The 23,379-nt window shown below is 70.4% G+C and carries 21 protein-coding genes; 13 read left to right on the top strand and 8 right to left on the bottom strand.

Annotation, left to right across the window (positions count from 1 at the left end; genetic code table 11):
• Nucleotides 1–21 precede the first annotated feature (21 nt).
• Both OHA61_RS08595 and argF read left to right on the top strand, forming a co-directional pair.
• Entirely contained in the window at nt 22–1,254 is a 1,233-nt protein-coding gene (locus OHA61_RS08595; RefSeq protein WP_266481970.1) for an arginine deiminase, read from the top strand.
• Nucleotides 1,255–1,353: 99 nt separating this feature from the next.
• On the top strand, nt 1,354–2,352 hold the full coding sequence (gene argF / locus OHA61_RS08590) for an ornithine carbamoyltransferase (RefSeq protein WP_406302537.1): 999 nt from the start codon (nt 1,354–1,356) through the stop codon (nt 2,350–2,352).
• A 19-nt stretch (nt 2,353–2,371) separates the two neighbouring features.
• Here argF and OHA61_RS08585 read toward each other — a convergent pair whose 3' ends face one another.
• The gene (locus tag OHA61_RS08585; RefSeq protein WP_406302536.1) at nt 2,372–2,785 is read right to left on the bottom strand and encodes an ATP-binding protein; all 414 of its coding nucleotides are present in this window, start codon (nt 2,783–2,785) and stop codon (nt 2,372–2,374) included.
• Nucleotides 2,786–3,022: 237 nt separating this feature from the next.
• Here OHA61_RS08585 and OHA61_RS08580 point away from each other — a divergent pair, with 237 nt between their 5' ends.
• On the top strand, nt 3,023–3,850 hold the full coding sequence (locus OHA61_RS08580; RefSeq protein ID WP_406302535.1) for an enoyl-CoA hydratase family protein: 828 nt from the start codon (nt 3,023–3,025) through the stop codon (nt 3,848–3,850).
• 2 nt (nt 3,851–3,852) lie between these two features.
• Nucleotides 3,853–6,216, top strand: coding sequence for a bifunctional salicylyl-CoA 5-hydroxylase/oxidoreductase (locus OHA61_RS08575; protein WP_406302534.1), 2,364 nt, complete (start codon nt 3,853–3,855; stop codon nt 6,214–6,216).
• A gap of 14 nt (nt 6,217–6,230) precedes the next feature.
• Here OHA61_RS08575 and OHA61_RS08570 read toward each other — a convergent pair whose 3' ends face one another.
• Entirely contained in the window at nt 6,231–7,037 is an 807-nt protein-coding gene (locus tag OHA61_RS08570; protein ID WP_266481982.1) for a PaaX family transcriptional regulator C-terminal domain-containing protein, read from the bottom strand.
• Between the two features lie 4 nt (nt 7,038–7,041).
• Nucleotides 7,042–8,658 (bottom strand): AMP-binding protein, encoded by a 1,617-nt coding sequence (locus OHA61_RS08565; protein ID WP_406302533.1) that lies wholly within the window; start codon nt 8,656–8,658, stop codon nt 7,042–7,044.
• 130 nt (nt 8,659–8,788) lie between these two features.
• Between OHA61_RS08565 and OHA61_RS08560 the strand changes: the two genes are divergently transcribed.
• The 5 genes from OHA61_RS08560 (at nt 8,789) to OHA61_RS08540 (ending at nt 13,439) form a co-directional block, all read left to right on the top strand.
• Entirely contained in the window at nt 8,789–9,898 is a 1,110-nt protein-coding gene (locus tag OHA61_RS08560) for an acyl-CoA dehydrogenase family protein (RefSeq protein WP_406302531.1), read from the top strand.
• 19 nt (nt 9,899–9,917) lie between these two features.
• Nucleotides 9,918–10,316: a RidA family protein gene (locus OHA61_RS08555; RefSeq protein ID WP_406302529.1), complete on the top strand. Its 399-nt coding sequence runs from the start codon at nt 9,918–9,920 to the stop codon at nt 10,314–10,316.
• 60 nt (nt 10,317–10,376) lie between these two features.
• Nucleotides 10,377–11,222, top strand: a complete 846-nt coding sequence (locus tag OHA61_RS08550; RefSeq protein WP_406302527.1) for an alpha/beta fold hydrolase — start codon at nt 10,377–10,379, stop codon at nt 11,220–11,222.
• Nucleotides 11,223–11,359: 137 nt separating this feature from the next.
• Nucleotides 11,360–12,859 (top strand): MFS transporter, encoded by a 1,500-nt coding sequence (locus OHA61_RS08545; protein WP_406307302.1) that lies wholly within the window; start codon nt 11,360–11,362, stop codon nt 12,857–12,859.
• A gap of 106 nt (nt 12,860–12,965) precedes the next feature.
• Entirely contained in the window at nt 12,966–13,439 is a 474-nt protein-coding gene (locus tag OHA61_RS08540; protein ID WP_406302525.1) for a PP2C family protein-serine/threonine phosphatase, read from the top strand.
• A 115-nt stretch (nt 13,440–13,554) separates the two neighbouring features.
• Here the strand turns inward: OHA61_RS08540 and OHA61_RS08535 are convergent, their stop codons facing one another.
• Genes OHA61_RS08535 through OHA61_RS08515 form a run of 5 tightly spaced genes read right to left on the bottom strand, consistent with a single transcriptional unit; the run spans nt 13,555 to nt 19,218 of the window.
• Entirely contained in the window at nt 13,555–14,535 is a 981-nt protein-coding gene (locus tag OHA61_RS08535) for an ABC transporter ATP-binding protein (protein WP_406302524.1), read from the bottom strand.
• On the bottom strand, nt 14,532–15,536 hold the full coding sequence (locus OHA61_RS08530; RefSeq protein ID WP_406302523.1) for an ABC transporter ATP-binding protein: 1,005 nt from the start codon (nt 15,534–15,536) through the stop codon (nt 14,532–14,534). Before OHA61_RS08530 ends, OHA61_RS08535 begins: the two co-directional genes overlap by 4 nt.
• Nucleotides 15,536–16,522, bottom strand: coding sequence for an ABC transporter permease (locus OHA61_RS08525; RefSeq protein ID WP_361904971.1), 987 nt, complete (start codon nt 16,520–16,522; stop codon nt 15,536–15,538). The genes OHA61_RS08530 and OHA61_RS08525 overlap by 1 nt, the downstream gene beginning before the upstream one ends.
• Nucleotides 16,519–17,451: an ABC transporter permease gene (locus OHA61_RS08520; RefSeq protein ID WP_361904974.1), complete on the bottom strand. Its 933-nt coding sequence runs from the start codon at nt 17,449–17,451 to the stop codon at nt 16,519–16,521. Before OHA61_RS08520 ends, OHA61_RS08525 begins: the two co-directional genes overlap by 4 nt.
• Before the next feature lie 15 nt (nt 17,452–17,466).
• Nucleotides 17,467–19,218 (bottom strand): ABC transporter substrate-binding protein, encoded by a 1,752-nt coding sequence (locus OHA61_RS08515; protein WP_406302521.1) that lies wholly within the window; start codon nt 19,216–19,218, stop codon nt 17,467–17,469.
• Nucleotides 19,219–19,458: 240 nt separating this feature from the next.
• Between OHA61_RS08515 and OHA61_RS08510 the strand changes: the two genes are divergently transcribed.
• The 4 genes from OHA61_RS08510 to OHA61_RS08495 all read left to right on the top strand — a co-directional run bounded on the left by OHA61_RS08510 (nt 19,459) and on the right by OHA61_RS08495 (nt 23,378).
• On the top strand, nt 19,459–20,613 hold the full coding sequence (locus OHA61_RS08510; protein WP_406302519.1) for an NAD(P)/FAD-dependent oxidoreductase: 1,155 nt from the start codon (nt 19,459–19,461) through the stop codon (nt 20,611–20,613).
• 27 nt (nt 20,614–20,640) lie between these two features.
• Complete coding sequence (locus tag OHA61_RS08505; RefSeq protein ID WP_406302518.1) at nt 20,641–20,955, top strand: (2Fe-2S)-binding protein; 315 nt, start codon at nt 20,641–20,643, stop codon at nt 20,953–20,955.
• The gene (locus OHA61_RS08500) at nt 20,936–22,399 is read left to right on the top strand and encodes an NAD(P)/FAD-dependent oxidoreductase (RefSeq protein ID WP_406302516.1); all 1,464 of its coding nucleotides are present in this window, start codon (nt 20,936–20,938) and stop codon (nt 22,397–22,399) included. Before OHA61_RS08505 ends, OHA61_RS08500 begins: the two co-directional genes overlap by 20 nt.
• 70 nt (nt 22,400–22,469) lie before the next feature.
• Nucleotides 22,470–23,378 carry a dihydrodipicolinate synthase family protein gene (locus tag OHA61_RS08495; protein ID WP_406302514.1) on the top strand — a complete coding sequence of 303 codons (909 nt, stop codon included), beginning with the start codon at nt 22,470–22,472 and terminating at the stop codon, nt 23,376–23,378.
• The last annotated feature ends 1 nt before the right edge of the window (nt 23,379 follow it).

Raw genomic sequence — 23,379 nt, 5'->3', positions numbered from 1 at the left:
AGCGCGGGTGAGGATGGGGTCATGGGATTCCATGTCGACTCCGAGACCGGGCGGCTGCGCCAGGTCATACTGCACAGGCCCGATCTGGAGCTGAAGCGCCTCACGCCCAGCAACAAGGACGCGCTGCTCTTCGACGACGTCCTGTGGGTGCGCCGTGCCCGCCAGGAGCATGACGGGTTCGCCGACGTGCTGCGAGACCGCGGGGTGGAGGTGCATCTCTTCGGCGACCTGCTGCGCGAGTCGCTGGAGATCCCGGAAGCCAGGAAGCTCGTCCTGGACCGGGTCTTCAACGAGAAGGAGTACGGTCCGCTCGCCACGGATCACCTCCGCGCGGTCTTCGACGAGCTGCCCTCCGCCGACCTGGTGGAGGCGCTGGTGGGTGGCATGACCAAACGGGAGTTCCTCGCCGGTCATCCCGAGCCGACCTCCGTCCGCTTCCATGTGATGGACCTGGACGACTTTCTCCTCGGCCCGCTGCCCAACCACCTCTTCACCCGCGACACCTCCGCCTGGATCTACGACGGCGTCTCCATCAACGCCATGCGCTGGCCCGCGCGGCAGCGCGAGACGGTCCACTTCGAGGCGATCTACAAGCACCACCCGCTCTTCACCAGTCCGCAGGCGGGGGAGTTCCATCACTGGTCGGAGGGGCAGGACGACTATCCCTCGACCATCGAGGGTGGTGACGTCCTGGTGATCGGCAACGGTGCGGTGCTGATCGGCATGAGCGAGCGCACCACCCCCCAGGCCGTGGAGATGCTGGCGCGCGGGATGTTCGCGGCCGGTTCCGCGCGGACCATCGTGGCGCTCGACATGCCCAAGCGGCGGGCTCTGATGCATCTCGACACCGTGATGACGATGGTCGACCGCGACGTCTTCACCCAGTACGCGGGGCTCGGGATGCTCCGCTCGTACACCATCGAACCGGCCGAGGGCAGGCAGGCGCTGAAGGTCACCGACCATCCGCCGGAGCACATGCACAGCGCGATCGCGGCGGCGCTCGGTCTGAAGGAGATCCGGGTGCTCACGGCGACCCAGGATGTGCACGCGGCGGAGCGCGAGCAGTGGGACGACGGCTGCAATGTCCTCGCCGTCGAGCCGGGTGTCGTCGTCGCGTACGAGCGCAATGTCACGACGAACACCCATCTGCGCAAGCAGGGCATCGAAGTGATAGAGATCCCCGGCAGCGAACTGGGCCGGGGCCGGGGAGGCCCTCGCTGTATGAGCTGTCCGTTCGAGCGCGACGCCGTCTAGCCGGCCGGGACTGCCCGGCCGGACCGTCTGTATAGCAATGCAGGAGTACGTATATACTTCCACGGTCCCCGCATTCGCGACCCAGGAGCAGCAGCCACCATGGCGATACATCTCGAAGGCCGCCACTTCCTCAAGGAGCTGGACTTCACCGCCGAGGAGTTCCGCGGCCTGATCGATCTGGCCGCGGAGCTGAAGGCGGCCAAGCGGGCGGGGGCCGAGGTCCAGCGGCTGCGGGGCAGGAACATCGCGCTGATCTTCGAGAAGACCTCCACCCGTACCCGCTGCGCCTTCGAGGTCGCGGCCGCCGACCAGGGCGCCGCGACGACCTATCTCGACCCCGTCGGCTCACAGATCGCACACAAGGAGTCCGTGAAGGACACCGCGCGCGTACTCGGCCGGATGTACGACGCCATCGAGTACCGCGGGCACGGCCAGGGCGTGGTGGAGGAACTCGCCGTGCACGCCGGTGTCCCCGTCTACAACGGGCTCACCGACGAATGGCACCCCACCCAGATGCTCGCCGACGCGCTGACGATGACCGAGCACACCGACAAGCCGCTGGACCAGGTCGCGTACGCCTATCTCGGCGACGCCCGCTACAACATGGGCAACTCCTACCTGGTCACCGGCGCGCTGCTGGGCATGGACGTGCGGATCGTCGCCCCCCGGCTGCTGTGGCCCGACGACACGATCGTGGACCTGGCGTGCGGGCTGGCCAAGGTGTCCGGTGGCAGCGTCACGCTGACCGAGGATGTCACGGAGGGCGTGCGCGGCGCGGACTTCGTCGCCACCGACGTATGGGTCTCGATGGGGGAGCCGAAGGAGGTGTGGGACGAGCGGATCGCGCTGCTCGGCCCGTACGCCGTGACCATGGACGTGCTGCGCGCCACCGGCAACGCAGACGTGAAGTTCCTGCACTGCCTCCCCGCCTTCCACGACCTGGGAACCAAGATCGGCCGTGAGATCTATGAGAGGCACGGTCTGACCGAGCTCGAAGTCACCGACGAGGTCTTCGAGTCGGAGCACTCCGTCGTGTTCGACGAGGCGGAGAACCGGATGCACACGATCAAGGCGATCATGGTGGCCACGCTCGGCTGAGGGAGCCGTCAGGGGGCCGTCAGCTCCGCGACGGGAGGGTGAACCAGACCGCCTTGCCGGCGTCGGTGGCCCGGTGCCCGCAGGCCGAGCTCAGCGCCCGTATCAGCAGCAGCCCCCGGCCGTGCTCCTGCATGGCGTCGGGCTCGGGTGCGTGCGTGGACAGCCGGCTCGGCGGGGCCGGGTCCGCGTCGTGGACCTCCACCTGGCAGCCCGTCGGGAGCAGCTCCACCACCAGATGGATGGGGCCCCCGCCACGCGTGTGCTCCACGGCGTTGGCGACGAGCTCCGCCGTGAGCAGCTCGGCCGTGTCGCGGTCCGCCGACGGCTCGATGTCCGCCAGCGCCGTACGCACCAGGGCGCGGGCGATGGGCACGGCGGCCGCCGAGTGCGGCAGGGCGACGCGCCAGGAGGCGGGGCCGGAGGCTTCGAGCAAGGCGGGCTTCCGTTCGACGGGGAGGTCCGGATGTCAACCCTAGAGAGGCCAGGGGGCGAAGCAGGGGCCCGGGCCCGTCTTGGACAGGACCTGTGCCACGGCTGATACGGGACCTTTGTCTCGGTACAAACCGGCTACAAAGCTCGTATCGCGTAGTCGTGACGGGAGTCACGTAAGAGTGATAACTTCGGAAGGGCGGGCAGCAGCAGACCGCCCGCCTGAAGGAGGCCACACTCCATGAGCCCCTTTTCCGGCTCCGCGCAGCGCACCGAGCGCTGGCGCCATCTGCGGCTCAGCACGCAGGACGGCGTCGCGACCGTCACCCTCGCCCGCCCCGAGAAGCTCAATGCCCTCACCTTCGGCGCCTACGCCGACCTGCGTGATCTGCTCGCCGAGCTGTCACGGGAGCGGTCCGTACGGGCGCTGGTGCTGGGCGGCGAAGGGCGCGGGTTCTGCTCCGGCGGGGACGTCGACGAGATCATCGGCGCGACCCTCTCCATGGACACCGCCCAGCTCCTCGACTTCAACCGGATGACCGGTCAGGTCGTACGGGCGCTGCGCGAGTGCCCCTTCCCGGTGATCGTGGCGGTCCACGGCATCGCGGCGGGCGCGGGGGCGGTACTGGCGCTGGCCGCGGACTTCCGCATCGCGGACCCGTCCGCGCGTTTCGCCTTCCTGTTCACCAAGGTCGGCCTCTCGGGCGGCGACATGGGGGCGGCGTATCTGCTGCCGAGGGTCGTCGGCCTCGGCCACGCCACGCGACTGCTGATGCTCGGCGAACCGGTCCGCGCTCCCGAGGCCGAACGGATCGGCCTGATCAGCGAGTTGACGGAAGAGGGTCAGGCGGACGCGCGGTCGGCCGAGCTGGCCCGCCATCTCGCGCAGGGCCCGGCCCTGGCCTACGCCCAGACCAAGGCCCTGCTCACCTCCGAGCTCGACATGCCGCTCGCGGCCTCGGTGGAACTGGACGCGGCGACGCAGGCGCTGCTGATGAACGGCGAGGACTACGCGGAATTCCACGCGGCATTCACGGAGAAGCGCGCCCCGAAGTGGCGGGGGCGCTGACCATGCGACCCCCGTCGTCCCGGGGCGCCATTTCAGCCCGTCCGGCGTTTGAGGCAACGGCCACAGGCCGTACGGGGTCCGGTGCGGAGCCCCACCCCCTCCGCGTCGCCATCATCGGCGGCGGCCCCGGCGGCCTGTACGCCGCCGCCCTGCTCAAGCGCCTCGACCCCGACCGCGAGATCACCGTCTGGGAGCGCGGCGCCCCCGACGACACCTTCGGCTTCGGCGTCGTCCTCTCCGACGAGACCCTCGGCGGGATCGAGCACGCCGACCCCGTCATCTACCGCGCGCTCCAGGACGAGTTCGTCCGCTGGGACGACATCGACATCGTCCACCGCGGACGCACCCTCACCTCCGGCGGCCACGGCTTCGCAGCCCTCGGCCGGCGCCGGCTTCTGCAGATCCTCCATGACCGCTGCGCCGGTCTCGGCGTGGACCTCCGCCTGCGCACCCCCGCCCCGTCAGCCGCCGAACTCGCCACGACCCACGACCTGGTCATCGCCGCGGACGGCGTGAACAGCCTCACCCGCGAGGCGCACGCCGATGCCTTCGCCCCGCACATCACCACCCACCGCTGCCGCTACATCTGGCTTGCCGCCGACTTCGCCTTCGACGCCTTCCGTTTCGAGGTCGCCGAGACCGAGCACGGCGCGATGCAGCTGCACGGCTACCCCTATTCGCCCGGCGCCAGCACCGTCATCGTCGAAATGCGTGAGGAGGTCTGGCGGGCGGCCGGTCTCGACCGCTGCGACGAGCAGGAGTCCATCGACCGGTGCGCCAAGATCTTCGCCGACGCGCTCGACGGCCGGCCGCTGCACGGCAACAACTCCGCCTGGATCGCGTTCCGTACCGTCGTCAACGACCACTGGTCCCACGGCAATACGGTGCTGCTGGGCGACGCCGCCCACACGGCGCACTTCTCCATCGGCTCCGGCACCAAGCTCGCCGTCGAGGACGCCCTCGCGCTCGCCGCCTGCATCGAGGAGCAGCCCGACCTCCCCGCTGCACTCGCCGCGTACGAGAGCGAGCGCCGCCCCGTCGTCGAGTCCACGCAGCGCGCGGCCGCCGCCAGTCTGCGCTGGTTCGAGGAGCTGGGCACGTATCTCGACCAGCCGGCCCGGCAGTTCGCGTTCAATCTGCTCACCCGCAGCCGCCGCGTCACTCATGACAATCTGCGGTTGCGCGACCCGGGGTTCACCGATGCCGTCGAGCGCGACTTCGGCGCTCCGCCCGCCACCCCGCCGATGTTCACGCCCCTCACGCTGCGCGGGCTGACCCTGCGCAACCGCGTGGTCGTCTCGCCCATGGACATGTATTCCGCCAAGGACGGTGTCCCCGGCGACTTTCATCTGGTCCACCTGGGCGCGCGGGGCCTCGGCGGTGCGGGTCTGGTGATGACCGAGATGGTGTGCGTGAGCGCACAGGGCCGTATCACCCCCGGCTGCACGGGCCTCTACACCCCCGAGCAGGGCGCCTCCTGGCGCCGGGTCACCGACTTCGTGCACCTCCACGCACCCGGCACCGCGATCGGTGTCCAGCTCGGGCACTCTGGCCGCAAGGGTTCCACCAAGCTCATGTGGGAGGGCATTAACGAGCCGCTCGACGAGGGAAACTGGCCTCTCGTCGCGGCCTCACCGCTCTCCTACCGTCCCGGCGTGAACCAGGTCCCGCAGGAGCTCGACCGCGACGGACTCGCCCAGATCCGCGAGCAGTTCGCCGACGCGACCAGGCGCGCGGACGAGTGCGGTTTCGACCTGCTCGAACTCCACTGCGCCCACGGCTACCTCCTCTCCGGCTTCCTCTCCCCGCTGACCAATCAGCGCACCGACGCCTATGGCGGCTCCTTGCAGAACCGCCTTCGCTTCCCCCTCGAAGTCTTCGACGCGATGCGCGCGGTCTGGCCCGACGACCGGCCCATAACCATCCGTATCTCCGCCACCGACTGGGCGCAGGGCGGCAACACCGCCGAGGACGCCGTCGAGATCGCCCGCGCGTTCGCCGCCCACGGCGCCGACGCGATCGACGTCTCCACGGGACAGGTCGTGTCCGACGAACAGCCGGAGTACGGCCGCTCGTACCAGACCCCGTACGCCGACCGGATCCGCAACACGCTCGGCATTCCCGTCATCGCGGTCGGCGCCATCTCCTCCTGGGACGACGTCAACTCGCTTCTGCTGGCCGGCCGCGCCGACCTCTGCGCGCTGGCCAGGCCGCATCTCTACGATCCGCACTGGACCCTGCACGCGGCCGCCGAACAGAACTACAAGGGGCCGGGAGCGATCTGGCCCGACCAGTACGCGGCAGGCAGTCGCAGGCCCCCGACCGGCCGGACGGACGCGCCCAAGCCCCGGCTCACCCTGAGCTGAGCGCTTTCGCAGACTCACGCCTGTACGAACGCCGCTCCCGCGTCCCGCAGCAGCGCGTGCAGCCGGGCGAAGACCTCCGCCGACCGTCCCCCCGGCCAGCCCTGCGGCAGCAGTTCGGCCGGCAGCCCCGGATCGATGTACGGCAGCCGCCGCCAGGAGTCCAGCGCCGGAAGATAGTCGCGGTACGCCTCCATCGGGGGCAGCTCGCCGCGCGCCTCCCACGCCCGCAGTCTCGGCTCGTGCAGATCGAGGAACTCCTCGTGCTCCTTGGCGATCGCACCCAGGTCCCACCAGCGCGCCACCGCCTCCGCCGTCGCCGCGAAGCCGAGATGCTCGCCGCGGAACAGCTCGACGTACGGGTCGAGTTGGAGCCGGCGCAGCGTGTGCCGGGCCTCCTCGTACAGCCGCGCGGGCGCGATCCACACGCCCGGGGCGGCCGAGCCGAAGCCGAGCCGCCCGAGCCTTGAGCGCAGCAGATGGCGCTTGTGGCGTTCGGCCTCGGGCACCGAGAAGACCGCGAGCACCCAGCCCTCGGACAGCAGGGGCGATTGGCGGGCGTAGATTCGCCGGTCGCCGTCGTCGAGCAGCTGGCGGGCGTCGTCCGACAGGGCGTACCCGGCCGCGTCGTCCTCGGTGCGTTCGGGGACCAGCAGGCCGCGGCGTTTGAGCCGGGAGACCGATGAGCGCACGGACGGGGCGTCGACGCCGAGAACAGCCAGCAGACGGATGAGTTCGGCCACGGGAAGGGGACCCGGCCGTTCGCGTCCGTACGCGCCGTACAGGGAGACGATCAGGGAACGGGGAGTGTGCTGCTCGGCCACGTGATCACTTTAGAGCCCGCAGGCGGAAGCGCTGCAGCTTGCCGGTGGGCGTGCGGGGCAGCGCATCCAGGAAGACGATCTCGCGGGGGCACTTGTACGGGGTCAGCCGCCGCTTGACCGCGTCGGTGAGCGCCTCCACGGTCTCCTCGCCCCTCGGGACGCCTTCCCGCAGGACGACATACGCGACCACGATCTGTCCGCGCAGGTCGTCCTCGCGGCCGATCACCGCGGCCTCCGCCACGTCCGGATGCCGCAGCAGCGCCTCCTCCACCTCGGGCCCGGCGATGTTGTACCCGGCCGAGATGATCATGTCGTCGGCGCGGGCGACATAGCGGAAATAGCCGTCGGGGTCGCGCACGTACGTGTCACCCGTGAGATTCCAGCCCTCGTGCACATAATCCAGCTGTCGCGGGTCGTTCAGATAGCGGCAGCCCACCGGGCCGCGCACGGCGAGCAGTCCCGGCTCGCCGTCCGGAACCGGAACCCCTGAGCGGTCCACGACGCGGGCCTTCCAGCCCGGTACCGGTATCCCGGTGGCGCCGGGTCTGATCGCGTCGTCCGCCGCCGAGATGAATATGTGCAGCAGCTCGGTCGCGCCGATGCCGTTGATGATGCGCAGCCCGGTTCGCTCCTGCCAGGCCTGCCAGGTGGCCGCGGGCAGATTCTCGCCCGCCGACACGCACCGCCGCAGCGAGCCGGTGTCGTACTCGTCGATGCGCTCCAGCATCACCCGGTACGCCGTCGGCGCGGTGAACAGAACCGACACCCGGTGGGCCGCGATCGCGGGCAACAGCCGGTCCGGGCCCGCCTGTTCGAGCAGCAGCGCCGACGCCCCGGCCCGCATCGGGAAGATCACCAGGCCGCCGAGCCCGAAGGTGAAGCCGAGCGGCGGGCTGCCCGCGAAGACGTCGTCGGGTTCCGGCCGCAGCACCTGCGCGGAGAACGTGTCCGCGACGGCCAGTACGTCGCGGTGGAAGTGCATACAGCCCTTGGGCCGCCCGGTCGTGCCGGAGGTGAAGGCGATCAGCGCGACATCGTCGGCCGCGGTCTCGACAGCCTCGTAGGGCTCCGGGGGCCCGGCGGCGGCCAGCCGCAGCAGATCGTCGGGCCCGTCGCCGCCGTACGCCGTGATGCTCAGCCCTGGCACCTCGGCCTTGGCCAGGTCGTCGAGGGAGCGGATGTCGCACAGGGCGTGGCTGACGGCGGCGATCTCGCACACCGTGGCCAGTTCCTTGGCCCGCTGCTGGGCCAGCACGGTGACGGCCACCGCGCCCGCCTTCATCACCGCCAGCCAGCAGGCGGCGAGCCAGGGCGTGGTCGGGCCGCGCAGCAGGACGCGGCTACCGGGGACGACGCCCAGGCCGGAGGTGAGGACATGCGCGATCCGGTCGACCTGGTCCCGCAGCTCGCCGTAGGTCCAGACCTCGCCGCCGCCGGTCCGGAAGACGGGCCGGTCGGCGCCGAAGCGCTCGATCGTACGGTCCAGCAGTTCGGCTCCGCAGTTGAGCCGCTGTGGATAGTGCAGCGCGGGCAGATCGAAGAGGAGTTCCGGCCACTGCCCGGGCGGCGGGAGGTGGTCGCGCGCAAAGGTGTCGCGGTGGGCCGAGGGTGACAGTTCCATGGTTCGCCCCCTTCTCGTGGTGGGGTCGCGAATCGAGCGTATCGTGAAGGTGACGACAGTCAACAGTCCGCGATACCGTGCTTTTCCGGGGCCCAGCCCGGATCCCCGGCCGCATGAATTGGGGGCACGAATGCCCGTATTCTCGCTCGATCCGGAACAAACCGCCCGATGTGCTCAGCTGCGCACGCTGGCCGCCGAGCAGCTCCGCCCGATCGCCGACAAGGGGGAACCGGGCCACGTCAATCGCCCCCTGGTAGCGGCACTCGGTGAACTGGGGCTCCTGGGCCGGCTGTTCGGGGCCGGGGCGCTGGAACTGTGCCTGCTCCGCGAATCCCTCGCCCACGGATGCACGGAGGCCGAGACCGCCCTGGCCCTCCAGGGCCTGGGCAGCTACCCCATCGTCCAGGCGGGCACCGCGGCGCAGCAGGAGCGCTGGCTCCCCGACGTGATCATCGGGCGCGCCGTGGCCGCCTTCGCGCTCAGCGAGCCGGATGCGGGTTCGGACGCGGCGGCCCTCGCCCTCCGGGCCGAGCCGGATCGTGGGGGCTGGCGCCTCAGCGGCGAGAAGCGCTGGATCTCCAACGCGCCCGAGGCCGACTTCTACACCGTCTTCGCCCGTACGACCGAGGGTGCAGGAGCGCGCGGCGTGACCGCCTTCCTCGTCCCCGCCGACCGGCCGGGACTGACCGGAACCCCCCTGGAGATGCTCTCGCCGCACCCCATCGGCGCTCTGACCTTCGCCGATGTGCCCGTGACCAGGGACGATGTCCTCGGTGATGTGGACGGTGGCTTCCGTGTCGCGATGAACACCCTGAACCTCTTCCGGCCCAGCGTCGGCGCCTTCGCCGTCGGTATGGCCCAGGCTGCCCTGGACGCGGCCATCGACCACACCGCCCACCGCACGGCCTTCGGCGGCCCGCTCAAGGACCTCCAGTCGGTCGCCCACCAGGTCGCCGAGATGGCCACCCGCACCGAGGCCGCGCGGCTGCTGGTCTATGCGGCAGCCGCTGCGTACGACGAAAGGGCCGCCGACGTGCCGAAGCGGTCCGCGATGGCGAAACTGCTCGCGACGGAGACCGCGCAGTACGTCGTGGACGCGGCCGTCCAGCTGCACGGCGCCCGCGGGCTCCAGCGCGGTCATCTGCTGGAACATCTGTACCGGGAGGTCCGCGCGCCGCGGATCTACGAGGGCGCGACCGAGGTCCAGCGCACGATCATCGCCAGGGAGCTGTACGCATGAGCGTCAAGGAGCCGCACGCATGAGCCTGCACCGTCACAATCCGGCCGAGCTCTCGCCCCCCACCGGCTTCTCGCACGCCATCACGGCCACCGGCTCGCGCCTGGTGTTCCTGGCCGGGCAGACCGCGCTGGACCCCGGCGGCAAGATCGTCGGCGAGACGCTGCCCGAGCAGTTCGAGACGGCCCTGGCGAATCTGCTCACCGCACTCGCGGCCGCCGGCGGCGCCCCGCAGGACCTCGCCCGTGTCACGGTCTACGCCACCGATGTCGCCGGCTATCGCGCGCACTCCCCTGAACTGGGCCGCATCTGGCGGCGGTTGGCGGGCCGCGACTATCCCGCGATGGCGGTGATCGGAGTGGACCGGCTCTGGGACGAGGAGGCCATGGTGGAACTGGACGGCACGGCGGTGCTGCCCTGACCGGACTCTGGCGGGCCGCCACCCCCTCTGCATAACATCGTTATGACCGAGGGAGAAGCCATGCCGGAGATCGAGCTCAGCGCGGGGACGATCACTTACGAGGACAGTGGAGGCCCGGGCCCGGTCGTCGTCCTGCTGCACGGGCTCGTCCATGACGCGACGGTCTGGCGCAAGGTCGTCGCCGACCTGCGGCGCGACCACCGCTGCATCGCCCCGACCCTCCCGTACGGCGCCCACCGCACCCCCATGCGCCCGGGCGTCCCCCTGAGCCCCGACTCCGTCAACGAGCTGATCGCTCAGTTCCTGGACCGCCTGGACCTGCGCGACGTCACCCTGGTGGAGAGCGACTGCGGCCGCGCCCAGACCGTCGCGGCCCGCCACCCCGAGCGGCTCGCGCGACTGGTGCTGATCTCCTGCGAGGCATTCGACAACTACCCGCCGGGAGCGCCCGGAAAGATGATCTCGTTCGTCTGCAAGGTGCCCGGCGGCATCGCGCTGACGGCGCGGATCCTCGGGCTGAAACCGCTGCGCCGGCTGCCCATCGGCTTCGGCGCGCTCACCAAGCGTCCCGTGCCCGACGAGATCATCGACAACTGGCTGCGTCCGCTGCTGACCGACAAAGCGATCAGGGCCGACTTCAAGCGCTACAACGCCGGCCTGCGCAAGACCGAACTTCTCGAGGCGGCCGAGGGGCTGCGGAAGTTCGACCGGCCCGCGCTGGTGGTCTGGGCCACGGAGGACCGGATGATGCCGCGCGAACACGGCAGGCGGCTCGCCGAACTGCTGCCCGAGGGGCGGCTGCTGGAGATCGAGGACAGCTGCACGCTCATCGCCGAGGACCGGCCCGACGCGCTCACCGAGGCACTGCGCGCCTTCGTCGCGGAGCCCTCCGGCGGCGGATCTTGATCGACTGGTGGCGGGCTCGACGTAGGTTTACCGTTCATTAGTGGACGGAACCGTCTACAGACCCTCGCGTGAGGGCTCGATGCGTCATGGCGACCCCGCAGCCGGTACCCACATCGCAGATCACCGCCTCGAACAAGATGAGCGGCGGCGATGTGATCGCACTCCTCGTCATCGCCTCCTGTCAGTTGATGGTGGTCCTCGACATCACCATCGTGAACATCGCGCTCCCGCACATCCAGAGCTCGCTGGACTTCTCCACCACGAGCCTGTCCTGGGTGGTCAACGCCTACACGCTCACGTTCGGCGGCCTGTTGCTCCTCGGCGGTCGTATGGGCGACATCCTCGGCCGGCGCAGGGTCTTCATGTTCGGAGTGCTGCTGTTCGCACTCGCCTCGCTGCTCGGCGGCCTGTCCCAGAACGCCGGTCAGCTGCTGGCCTCGCGCGCCCTGCAGGGCGTCGGCGGCGCCATCGCATCGCCGACCGCGCTCGCGCTGATCACCACCACCTTCACCGAAGGCCCGAAACGCAACCGGGCGTTCGGTGTTTTCGCTGCCGTCTCCGCGGGCGGCGCCGCGATCGGCCTGCTGGCGGGCGGCATCCTCGTCGAATGGCTCGACTGGCGCTGGGTGTTCTTCGTCAATGTGCCCATCGCCCTGCTCATCGCTCTGGCAACTCCCCGCCACATCAAGGAGTCCGAACGTCATCCGGGCCACTTCGACCTGGCCGGTGCGTTCACTTCGACCCTCGGCATGGTGGCGCTGGTCTATGGCTTCATCCGGGCCGCCCAGGAAGGCTGGCGCGATCCGTGGACGATCGCGTCGTTCTGCGCCGCGGTGGTGCTTCTCACTTCGTTCATCCTGATAGAGCGCCGATCCAAACAGCCGATCACGCCCCTGCACATGTTCGCCGACCGTAACCGGTCGGGCACGTACGGAATCATGCTCAGCATCGCTGCCGCGATCTTCGGCATGTTCTTCTTCCTCACGCTCTTCGTGCAGAACGTGCTCGACTTCAGCCCGTTGCAGGCTGGTCTCGCCTTCCTGCCGGTGAGCGCGGTCGTCGCGGTGGGCGCGGGCTTCGCCTCCCAACTCCTGCCGAAATACGGCCCGAAGCCCTTCATGGTGACCGGTTCGATCCTGTGCGCGGTGGGTCTGTCCTGGCTGACCCTGACCGATATCAACTCCACGTATCTGGGCAGCATCCTGGGACCGATAGTGGTCTTCGGCTTCGGCATGGGCCTGAACTTCGTCTCGCTGACGCTGATGGCCGTCTCCGGCGTGGCCACGCACGAGACGGGCGCGGCGTCCGGCATGCTCAACGCCACCCAGCAGGTGGGCGGTTCGCTGGGTCTGTCCATCCTGGTCACGGTGTACGGCACGGCCAGCCGCAACGAGGCCGACGACCAGGTGCCGAACTTCCTCGCCCAGGCGACCCCGGTGGAGAAGCTGCAATTCCAGCGCACGGGCCAGCTTCCACCGCCCTTCAGCGACGAGATCCTCACCTCGGGAGTCTCCGCCGCGTTCGTCGCGGCCGCCATCTTCACCGTCGTCGCGGCCGTGATCGCCGTGCTGGCCATCCAGGTCCGCCCCTCCGACCTGGCACGCCTCCAGGGCGGTGTCACTCCCGGCCGGCCCTGACCCGCCCGCCGTCCGGCCCGCATCCTCGCCCGGGTGCGGGCCGAGCTCACGCCCGGACCTGTGATGCGCGTGGACGAGGGGCGCATAAGACTTGAGGTCAGCGCCCGTGCGGGAGGAGGTGATCGTGTGCGTGCCGACTCGCCGGACGGACGCGGGGACGCGTCCTCGCAGGCCCGGGCCATGCCTGCTCGCCCGGGTGGATCCGGCGCGCATGCTCGCATCGTTCTCCAGCGCGGGCCATCTGCCGCCCGTCGTCTTCAGCCGCGAAGGCGTGGCCCACCTGGTCAATGTCCCGGTCGGACCACCGCTGGGGACGGGCGTGGGCGGCTACGAACTCGTCTCGCGCACCTTCGACCCCGGTGACACCCTGCTCCTGTTCACCGACGGCCTCGTCGAACGCCGCAGCGAGGACATCGACACCTCCCTCGCCCGCCTGGCCCACGTCCGCCCCGACCCGGGCGGCACACTCGACGACCTGGTCGACGAGGTTCTCCACGAAGTCGACGCCGCCCACGCGGAGGACGACGTCGCGGTGATGGCGGCCCGCATCCGCCGCAAGCCGGCGCCGGACGACGAGTGACGGGACCTCCGGCGGACGCCGGGCCGTGGCGTGGTCCAGCCGTTCGCCTGAAGACCAGCCACCACAGAACAGCTGTGCCCCGGATCCGTTGTGCGGATCCGGGGCACGACCGTGTTCAGGCCGCCTCGGGGAAGTGGCAGGCGACCTCCCTCGGCTCGCCGGGTGAGGCGATCCGCAGCAGTGGTGCCTCGGCGCGGCAGATGGCCTGAGCCTTGGGGCAGCGCGGGTGGAAGGTGCAGCCCGGTGGGGGCGAGGCCGGGCTGGGCGGGTCGCCCAGGAGCGTGATGCGCTCACGGGCACGTTCGGCCGCGGGGTCGGGCAGGGGCACAGCGGAGAGCAGCGCCCGGGTGTAGGGGTGGGCGGGGGCGGCGTACACCCGCTTCTTGTCGCCGATCTCGACGATCCGGCCGAGGTACATGACGGCGACCCGGTCGCAGACCCGCTTGACGACCGAGAGGTCGTGGGCGATGAAGAGGTAGGCCAGGCCGAGCTCCTGCTGGAGGCGTTCCATGAGGTTGACGATCTGGGCCTGTACGGAGACGTCGAGGGCGGAGACGGGCTCGTCGGCGACGACCAGCCGGGGGCCGGTGGCGAGCGAGCGGGCGATGCCGATGCGCTGGGCCTGGCCGCCGGAGAACTCGTGCGGATAGCGGTCGATGTGCTCGGGGATGAGGCCGACCAGGTCCATCAGCTCGGCTGCCCGCTTGCGTGCGTCCGACGACGAACTCCCTTGCGCCAGAAGGGGGTCGGAGATGATCCGCGCCACGGTCTGGCGCGGGTTGAGGGAGGAGTGCGGGTCCTGGAAGACCATCTGGAGTTCGCGGCGCAGTGGCCTCAGTTCGCGCTGGGACAGGTGGCTGATGTCGTGGCCGTCGTAGGTGATGGAGCCGGTGGTGGGTTCCAGGAGCCGTACGATCATGCGCCCGGTGGTGGACTTGCCGCAGCCGGACTCGCCGACCAGGCCCAGCGTCTCCCCGGCAGCCACATCGAAGCTGATGCCGTCGACGGCCCGCACGGGATCCGCACGGCGGCGCTTTCCCGGGAAGGCCATCGTCACGTCCCGCACGCTGAGGAGTGGCTGAGCTGTACTGGTCATGAGGCGACGCCTTCGTACGCGGGGAGGTGGCAGGCGGCCGGATGCTCGGCCGGTCCGGAGAGCAGGGGCCGTTCGGTCTCGCAGCGCAGCCGCTCGCTCTGCGAGGCGCCTGCCGCCCGGGGGCAGCGGGGTGCGAACGCACAGCCGGGGGCGGGCGCCAGCAGGGACGGCGGGCTGCCGGGGATGGCCCGCAGCGGTTCGTCGTCGCCGTCGTCGAGCCGGGGCAGGGAGTCGAGCAGCCCGCGGGTGTAGGGGTGGGCGGGGGTTGCGAACAGGTCGTCCACCGGGGCCTGTTCGGCCGCGCGCCCGCCGTACATCACCAGCACCTCGTGGGCGACCCGGGCGACCACCCCGAGATCGTGGGTGATCATGACGACGGCGAGTCCGCGCTCCTCCTGCAGCCGGGCGATCAGCTCCAGGATCTGGGCCTGGACGGTGACGTCGAGGGCGGTGGTCGGCTCGTCCGCGATGAGGAGTTCGGGCTCGCAGGCCAGCGCCATGGCGATCATCACGCGCTGGCGCATCCCGCCGGAGAACTGGTGCGGATACTCGCCCGCCCTGCGTTCCGGCTCGGGGATGCCGACTTCGGCGAGCATCTCCACGGCCCGTCTGTGAGCCACCGCACGGCGGGAGTTGAAGTGAACCCGGTGGTGTTCGGCGATCTGCTCGCCGACCGTGTAGTACGGGTGGAGGCTGGAGAGCGGGTCCTGGAAGATCATGGCCATCCGGCGGCCCCGCAGCCGGTTGAACTCACGTTCCCCGAGCTCCAGCAGCTCCTGTCCTTCGAGGCGGATCGAGCCGGTGACATCGGCGGCTGTGTGCAGCCCGAGCACCGCCATCGAGGTGACGGACTTGCCCGAGCCGGACTCGCCGACGATGCCCAGGGTGCGGCCCCGGTGGACGTCGAAGCTGAGCGAGTCCACGGCCCGCACGGGTCCCCGTTTCGTCGCGAAGGTGACACTCAAGTCCCGTACGGTCAGCAGAGATTGGCTTGGCGTCATCAAAACCTCACCCTCGGGTCGACGACGGCGTACAGCAGGTCGACGGCCAGGTTGGCGACGACGATGAAGGTGGCGGCGAGCAGCGTGACCCCGAGGATGACCGGCTGGTCCCCGCTGGAGAGCGCGCCGTAGAAGAGCCGGCCGATGCCCGGGAGTCCGAAGATGGACTCGGTGATGACGGCGCCCGCGAGGAGCCCGCCCAGGTCCATGCCGAAGATGGTGAGGATCGGCGTCATGCCGGCCCGCAACCCGTGCTTGACGACGACCGTGCGACGCGGCAGGCCCTTGGCGCGGGCGGTGCGGATGAACGGCTCCGCCATCGTCTCGATCATCGAACTGCGGCTCTGGCGTGCGTACATGGCCGCGTACAGAATGGCGAGTGCCAGCCACGGCAGGAGCAGGTTGCTCGCCCAGTCGACGGGGTCGCTGCCGAAAGACACGTACTGCGGATAGGGGAACAGCCCCGCCACCCGGATCAGCCCGTAGATGAGCATCATCGAGGTGAAGTACACGGGCATGGAGGCGGCGCCGACAGCGCCGACCATCAGGACCCGGTCGAGCAGGGTGTCCTTGCGCAGTGCGGCGGTGACTCCGGCGGTCAGGCCGAGCAGCAGCCACAGCACCGCTGCGCCGAAGGCCAGCGATGCGGAGACCGGAAGCCGGTCCATCAGCAGGCCCCAGACGGACTCGCTGTTCTCGTACGAGTAGCCGAGGCAGGGAAAGCCGCAGTGCAGCGCGTACTGGCCGCTGCCCAGGGTGCGGCCGGTGAAGATGCCGCTGAGGAACTCCCAGAACTGCACCCAGATCGGCTGGTCCAGGCCCATGTGGGCGCGGATCGCCGTCAGGCGTTCGGCGCTGCACGACTTGCCGCAGGCCGCGGCGGCCGGGTCGGAGGGCAGGACGTAGAAGATGGTGAAGGTGACGGCGGCGATCGCGATCAGCACGCCGACCACGCCGAGCAGCCGGCGGCCGAGGTAGCGGGTCATGTGCGGCTTCCCCTCGGGTCGAGGATGTCCCGCAACGCGTCTCCGAGGAGCGTGAAGGCGAGCACGGCGAGGAAGAGGCAGATGCTCGGGATGACGAAGTACATGGGATCCGTGTCGTAGAACGCGACGCTCTCGGCGATCATCTGGCCCCAGGACGGGGTGGGCGGGCGGACGCCGACGCCCAGATAGCTGAGGGCCGCCTCGGTGGCGATCATGCCCGGGATGATCAGGGTGGTGTACGCGATGACGGGCCCGGCGACGCCCGGGAGGATGTCGCGGGTGAGGATCCGCCAGGACCCCGATCCGCCCACCCGCGCGGCGTCGACGTACTCGCGGTGCTTGAGCGAGAGCGTCTGGCCGCGCACCACACGGGCGATGCCGGGCCAGCCGAACAGCCCGATCACCGCGGTCATCAGCACGATCCGGTTGACGTCCTTGGCCACCGACATCATCGCGATCATGAAGATGAGGGAGGGGAAGGACATGGTCAGGTCCATGATCCGGCTGAGGACCGCGTCGGTGCGGCCGCCGAAGTAGCCGGCCGCGATTCCGGCCGCCGTGCCCGCGACCACGACGATCGCGGTCGCGGTGAAGGCGATCAGGAGGGAGACCTGGGCGCCGTGCACGACCCGGGCGAACAGGTCGCGGCCGGTGACGGGTTCGACACCCAGCCAGTGGTCGGCGGAGATCCCGCCGAGCGGTCCGAGCGGCAGCCCGCCCAGGTAGGGGTCGACGGCGGACTTGTCGAACTCCTCGGGCGACCAGCCGCCCAGAGCGCTCAGCAGGGGCGCGGCGGCGGCCATGACGACGAAGAGCACGACGATGACGAGGGAGATCTTGACGGAGGTGCGGCGGCGCAGTTCCGCGCGGGCCAGCTGCCAGGGGCCGCTGCCCGCCGGAACCTCCACCGGTGCTGTGGTGAGGGCCATGATCTTTACGAGCCCTCAGCCCTGGCTCTTGGACGGGTCCTTGAGGCCGACCGTGGCGTAGTCGAGCTGACCGCCGAAGGAGGTCTGCCCGTAGGCGCCGGCGATGTTGCTGCCGAGCACCAGGGGCCAGCGGCGGACCAGGACCGGTACGGCGGGGGCCTTGGCGAGGATCTGGCCGTCCAGCTGCTGCCAGGCGGTGTTGGCCTGCTTGGCGTCGGTCATGGCGGCGATTTCGTCCATCCGCTTCATGGTCGGCTCGTCGCGGAAGAGCGAGTGGTTGCCGGAGTTGCCCTTCTCCTTGATGTAGCGGCCGTCGAAGACGAACGGCAGGAACGTGGAGCCGGACGGGTAGTCGGGACACCAGCCCGTGTACGCGATGTCGGTGCGGTTCTTGGTGTCGCCGATCGTCGCGTAGAACGCCGACGGGTCGACGGTCTCGATGGTGACCTTGATTCCGGCCTTGCCCAGCGACTGCTGGATCGCCTCGGCCCGCCCCTTGTCCCCGGTCGAGACGGTCATCTTCGTCTCGAACCCGTCCGGCTTGCCCGCCTCCTTCAGCAGCTGCTTCGCCTTCTCGACGTCACCGGTCGCAGGGATCTTCAGAGTGTCCGGTTCCTTGCCCTCGAAGAGGGTGGCCGGCATGTAGGCGGTGGACAGGTCGTTGAAGGCGGGGCCGCCCGAGGCGGTGAGCACCGAGTCCCTGTCGAGCGCGTACTGCACGGCCTGACGGACCTTCACATCATTGAACGGGGCCCGCCCGGTGTGCATTTGGACCATGTCCGTGCAGTTGGTCGACTCGGCGATCAGCCGCTTGCGCACTTCCGCGTCGGGCAGCACCTTGGCCGCGCTCTCCGGCCGCAGCGCACCCCAGGAGACGGCGGAGGTGTCAGCGCCCTGGCTGGCGATCAGCCGGTCGTCGATCTGGTTGGCCTTCAGCCCCATCACCATGACCAGCTTGTCCGGGTACGCCTTGCGCACCTGGTCGGTCGAGGCGTCCCAGCTGGTGTTGCGCACCAGCACCAGCTTCTTTCCGCGCTGGTACGACTCGATCTTGTACGGGCCCGAGGAGAACGGCCGGTTGTCGTACTGAGGCCCCTTGTCCTTGTCCTTGGGAACGGGGGCGAAGGTCGGCATGACGGTGGCGTTGGGGAACTCCGCGAAGGGCTTGCGGAGTTCGAAGACGATCGTGTGGTCGTCGGGCGTCTTGATGGAGGCGAGGTGCTTGCCCTCGGCGGGCCCCTGGTAACCCTCGGCTCCGGCCAGATAGCGGGCAGCGTAGTCGGCGCCGCCGGGCAGGTCGGGGGAGAAGGACCGCTCCACGTTGTACTTGATGTCCTGCGCGGTGACGGGGGTGCCGTCCTCGTACTTGACTCCCTGCTTGAGGCGGAAGGTCCAGGTCTTGGCGCCGTTGGAGGAGGTGCCGAGGTCGGTCGCGAGGTCCGGGACGAGTTCACCGCCCGCCGTGCCGGGGGCCGCCTTGTAGGTGACCAGGGTGCGGTAGAGCAGCCGGGTCCCGAACTCCATGTCGCTCATCACCCAGTTGCGGGCCGGATCGAGGTGGGTGAAGTCCTGGTTGGACAGGACCGTGAGGGTGCCGCCCTTCTGCGGAGTGCCGCCGACCATGGCGCCTTGGTTGGCGGTCGCAGGGTTCTTGCCGGTGGCGCCTTTGCCGCCGGACGAATGCTTGGAGCCGGAACAGCCGGCTGCGCCGAGTGTGACGGTCGCCGCCAGGGCGGTGGCGACGGCGGTGAGGGTGCGCGTGTTCATCAGTGGTCACTCCGAGAACAGTCGGCCAGCCAGGAGCTGGAATGTGACAGGTAACATAGTAATGTGAAATTGCACTGACAAGGCGCCAGCAAGCTCGTTACTCACCTGTGTCCGAGTGGGTATGCCGCCGAGGGTGCCGGATGCCGCCGAGCAGTGGATGGGCGCCTTGCCGGAGAGGTGGGCACGGACGGATCGCGCGTAACCCTTGGCATCGGCTATGCAATGTGAAATATTACTGTCGTGCCCAAGAGAAACACCTCGGACGTCATCGTCGTCGGTGCGGGCGTGATCGGCGCGGCCTGCGCCTACTACGCAGCCCGAGCCGGCCTCTCCGTCACCGTGATCGACCGCGGCCCCGTCGCGGGCGGCACCACGGGTGCCGGCGAGGGCAACCTCCTGGTCTCCGACAAGGAGCCCGGACCCGAACTCGAACTCGCGCTGCTGTCCACCGGGTTGTGGCAGGAGCTGGCCGAGCTGCTCCCGCCGCAGATCGAGTACGAACCCAAGGGCGGCCTCGTCGTCGCCTCCGGGGAGGCCGGGATGCGCGCCCTGCGCGACTTCGCGGCCGGACAGGACAAGGCCGGTGTGCGGGCGGAGGAAGTCCCGGCGGACCGGTTGAACGACCTGGAGCCACATCTGGCCGCCGGCCTGGCGGGTGGCTTCCATTACCCCCAGGACGCGCAGGTCATGCCTGCCCTGGCGGCCGCGCATCTGCTGCGCGCGGGCGGCGGGCGGGTGTGCCTCAGGCTCGGCGAGGAGGTCACCGGCCTGCTCACCACGGCGGACGGATCGGTGCGCGGGGTGCGTACGCCGGCCGGCGATATGCATGCCCCGTACGTGGTCAACGCCGCCGGCACCTGGGGTGGCGAGCTGGCCCGGCTCGCGGGCGTCGAGCTTCCCGTGCTGCCCCGCCGCGGTTTCGTTCTCGTCACGGAACCGCTGCCGCGTGTGGTGCGGCACAAGGTGTACTCCGCGGACTATGTTGCCGATGTCGCGAGCGGTTCCGCAGCCCTGCAGACCTCGGCCGTGGTCGAGGGCACCCCGGCGGGCCCGGTCCTGATCGGTGCCAGCCGGGAGCGGGTCGGCTTCGACGCCACGTTGTCGACCGAGGTGGTCCGCCGCCTGGCGGCGCAGGCCACCGCACTGTTCCCGGTCCTGGCCGGGGTCCGGGCGATGCGGACGTATGCGGGGTTCCGCCCGTATCTGCCCGACCATCTCCCTGCCATCGGCCACGATCCGCGGGTGCCGGGCCTGCTGCACGCCTGCGGTCACGAAGGCGCGGGGATCGGGCTCGCCCCGGCCACCGGGCTGCTCATCGCGCGCTGCCTTGACGGCCGTGAACCACCGCTGGACCTAGGCCCGTTCCATCCCGGCCGCTTCGATGCCGCCGCTTGACCCGTCTGCTACGAGAGGAGGCCCGCAGTGGCCCGTACACCCACCGACCTGGTCGGGGCGAACCCCGGCCCGTCGTTCGAGATCACGATGGACGGCAGTCCGGTCACCGCCCTGCCCGGGCAGTCCGTCGCCGCAGCCCTGTGGACCGCGGGCATCCTCGCCTGGCGCACCACGCGCAAGGCCGGGCGTCCGCGGGGTGTCTTCTGCGGCATCGGGCAGTGCTACGACTGCCTCGCCACCATCAATGCGGAGCCCAACCGCAGGGCCTGTCTGGTGCCCGCCGCACCCGGCGACGTGATCACCACCCAGGAGGGACACGGCCATGCCCGCCTCGGCGTCTGACCCGTACGACCTCGCGGTGATCGGAGCGGGACCGGCCGGTCTCGCTGGCGCCGTCACCGCGGCCGAACTCGGCCTGTCCGTCGCCCTGTTGGACGGATCGCCGCAGCACGGCGGACAGTTCTACCGGCATCCGGCGGCCGGCCTGGGGGCGGCGCGGCCCGAGGCGCTGCACCACGACTGGGCGGCCTTCGCCGAGCTTCGCCGACGCCTGGAGCAGAGCGACGTCAGCCACCTCTCCGGACACCATGTCTGGGCGGTCACCAAGGAGAACCACGGTGGGTGGGCGGTGCACGCCGTCACCGGGGCCGACGGCACCGCGGAGCGGTCGGTGCGGGTGCCGGCCCGTACGGTCCTGTTCGCGACCGGGGCGTTCGAGCGCCAACTTCCCTTTCCCGGCTGGACCTTGCCGGGTGTCGTGGGTGCCGGGGGAGCGCAGGCCATGCTCAAGTCCGGCCTGGTGCTGCCCGGTAAGCGCGTTGTCGTGGCGGGCAGCGGCCCCCTGCTGCTCGCCGTCGCCACCTCGCTGGCCGCCGCGGGCGCACGCGTCCCGGCCGTGGTCGAGGCATCCGGCTATCTGCGGTACGCCCGCCGCCCCCGGGCGCTCGTCACCAACCCGCACAAGCTGGCGGAGGCGGCGGTCCATGGTGCCGCTCTGCTGCGGCACCGAGTGCGGATACGGCTGCGCAGCGCGGTCACCCAGGTGCACGGCACCGACCGGGTGGAGGCCGTAACCGTCGCCCGGCTGGACCGCGACTGGCGGCCCGTACAGGGGGCGGGCCGCCGGATCGAGTGCGACGCGCTCGCTGTGGGGCACGGCCTTGCCCCGCAGATCGAACTGGCCACCGCACTCGGCTGCGCCACCCGCCCCCTGGTGGACGGGACAACCGCCCTGGCCCTGGACGGCCTTCAGGAAACCTCGGTGCGTGGCCTGTGGGCCGCGGGGGAGACCGGGGGAGTGGGTGGCGCGCAGCTCGCCCGCTCGGAAGGGGAACTGGCCGGTCTGGCGGCTGCCGCCAGACTGCACGGGTACCCCGTCCGAGAGGGGCGCGTCCGCGAGCTGCAGCGCCGCCGGGACCGCATGCGCGCCTTCGCCGACGCGATGGGCGCCGCCCATGCCCCGGCACCGGGCTGGACGGGCTGGCTGACCGACGACACGGAGGTGTGCCGCTGCGAGGAAGTGTCCGCCGGAAGCATCCGCGAAGCGGTCACCGACCTCGGAGCCCGCGACGCGCGCACCGTCAAACTCCTGACCCGGGCCGGTATGGGATGGTGTCAGGGACGGACGTGCGGGGCGGCTGTAGCGTGCCTCGCGGCCCGCGAGGGTGCCGTGGAACCACCCGCTGAACGTCGTCCGTTCGCTGTGCCCATTCCGCTCTCGGCACTGGCCTCGCTCCCCGGACCCGCCGAGATCGGGCCCGACCCGGCGCCGGGCGCCGACCACTGACCCGCGGCACCCCTTGTGGGCGCCGCACACCCCGCAGTAAAATGTCACACATTATAGAGAGGGCTTACTCATGACAGGCACCGCCTGGAACAGCACCCGTCCCTGGCGCGGGATCATGGTGGCCACCGCGCTGCCCCTGCGCGACGATCTGTCCGTCGACTACGACGCGTACGCCGAGCACGTCCGCTGGCTGATCGAGAACGGCTGCGACGGTGTCGTGCCGAACGGTTCGCTCGGCGAGTACCAGACCCTCACCGACGAGGAGCGGGCCCGCGTGGTCCACACCGCCGTCGACGCCGCGGGCGACGGTGCGCGAGTCATGCCCGGCGTCGCCGCCTACGGCAGCGCCGAGGCCCGCCGCTGGGCGGAGCAGGCGGCCGAAGCCGGCTGCGGCTCGGTCCTCCTGCTGCCCCCGAACGCCTACCGGGCCGACGAGCAGGCAGTCCGCGCCCACTACACCGAGGTCGCCGAGGCGGGGGTGCCGGTCGTCGCGTACAACAACCCCATCGACACCAAGGTGGATCTGACGCCCGGGACGCTGGCCCGTCTGCACCAGGACGGCAGCATCGTCGCCGTCAAGGAGTTCACCGGCGATGTACGGCGCGCGTACGAGATCGCCGAACTCGCTCCGGAACTCGACCTGCTGATCGGCGCGGACGACGTCCTGCTCGAACTCGCCCTGGCCGGTGCGGTCGGCTGGATCGCCGGATACCCCAACGCCTTCCCCGCCACCTGCGCCGAGCTGTACAACGCCGCCGTCGCCGGTGACCTGGACACCGCCCTGCCGCTCTACAAGTCCCTGCACTCGCTGCTGCGCTGGGATTCGAAGACGGAGTTCGTCCAGTCCATCAAGCTGTCCATGGACATCGTCGGCCGCCGTGGTGGCCCCACCCGTCCGCCGCGTTTCCCCCTCACGGGGGAGATCGAGGCCGGAGTCCGGGCCGCCACCGAGAAGGCCGTCGCCGACGGTCACCACTGAC

The organism is Streptomyces sp. NBC_00885 (genome assembly GCF_045207475.1).
Classification (GTDB): Bacteria; Actinomycetota; Actinomycetes; order Streptomycetales; family Streptomycetaceae; genus Streptomyces.
Note: the sequence above shows the minus strand (reverse complement) of the source record. Positions and strands in the feature narration are given on the sequence as shown.

Bases quoted from the DNA above. Each gene is read 5' to 3' on its own strand.
- OHA61_RS08560 (WP_406302531.1), top strand. From the start codon at position 8,789: ATGCCCGTATTCTCGCTCGATCCGGAACAAACCGCCCGATGTGCTCAG.
- OHA61_RS08525 (WP_361904971.1), bottom strand. From the start codon at position 16,522: ATGACCCGCTACCTCGGCCGCCGGCTGCTCGGCGTGGTCGGCGTGCTG.
- OHA61_RS08495 (WP_406302514.1), top strand. From the start codon at position 22,470: ATGACAGGCACCGCCTGGAACAGCACCCGTCCCTGGCGCGGGATCATG.
- OHA61_RS08575 (WP_406302534.1), top strand. From the start codon at position 3,853: ATGCGACCCCCGTCGTCCCGGGGCGCCATTTCAGCCCGTCCGGCGTTT.
- OHA61_RS08535 (WP_406302524.1), bottom strand. From the start codon at position 14,535: ATGACCAGTACAGCTCAGCCACTCCTCAGCGTGCGGGACGTGACGATG.
- OHA61_RS08565 (WP_406302533.1), bottom strand. From the start codon at position 8,658: ATGGAACTGTCACCCTCGGCCCACCGCGACACCTTTGCGCGCGACCAC.
- OHA61_RS08545 (WP_406307302.1), top strand. From the start codon at position 11,360: ATGAGCGGCGGCGATGTGATCGCACTCCTCGTCATCGCCTCCTGTCAG.
- OHA61_RS08530 (WP_406302523.1), bottom strand. From the start codon at position 15,536: ATGACGCCAAGCCAATCTCTGCTGACCGTACGGGACTTGAGTGTCACC.
- OHA61_RS08555 (WP_406302529.1), top strand. From the start codon at position 9,918: ATGAGCCTGCACCGTCACAATCCGGCCGAGCTCTCGCCCCCCACCGGC.
- OHA61_RS08500 (WP_406302516.1), top strand. From the start codon at position 20,936: ATGCCCGCCTCGGCGTCTGACCCGTACGACCTCGCGGTGATCGGAGCG.
- OHA61_RS08515 (WP_406302521.1), bottom strand. From the start codon at position 19,218: ATGAACACGCGCACCCTCACCGCCGTCGCCACCGCCCTGGCGGCGACC.
- argF (WP_406302537.1), top strand. From the start codon at position 1,354: ATGGCGATACATCTCGAAGGCCGCCACTTCCTCAAGGAGCTGGACTTC.
- OHA61_RS08520 (WP_361904974.1), bottom strand. From the start codon at position 17,451: ATGGCCCTCACCACAGCACCGGTGGAGGTTCCGGCGGGCAGCGGCCCC.
- OHA61_RS08550 (WP_406302527.1), top strand. From the start codon at position 10,377: ATGCCGGAGATCGAGCTCAGCGCGGGGACGATCACTTACGAGGACAGT.
- OHA61_RS08580 (WP_406302535.1), top strand. From the start codon at position 3,023: ATGAGCCCCTTTTCCGGCTCCGCGCAGCGCACCGAGCGCTGGCGCCAT.
- OHA61_RS08595 (WP_266481970.1), top strand. From the start codon at position 22: ATGGGATTCCATGTCGACTCCGAGACCGGGCGGCTGCGCCAGGTCATA.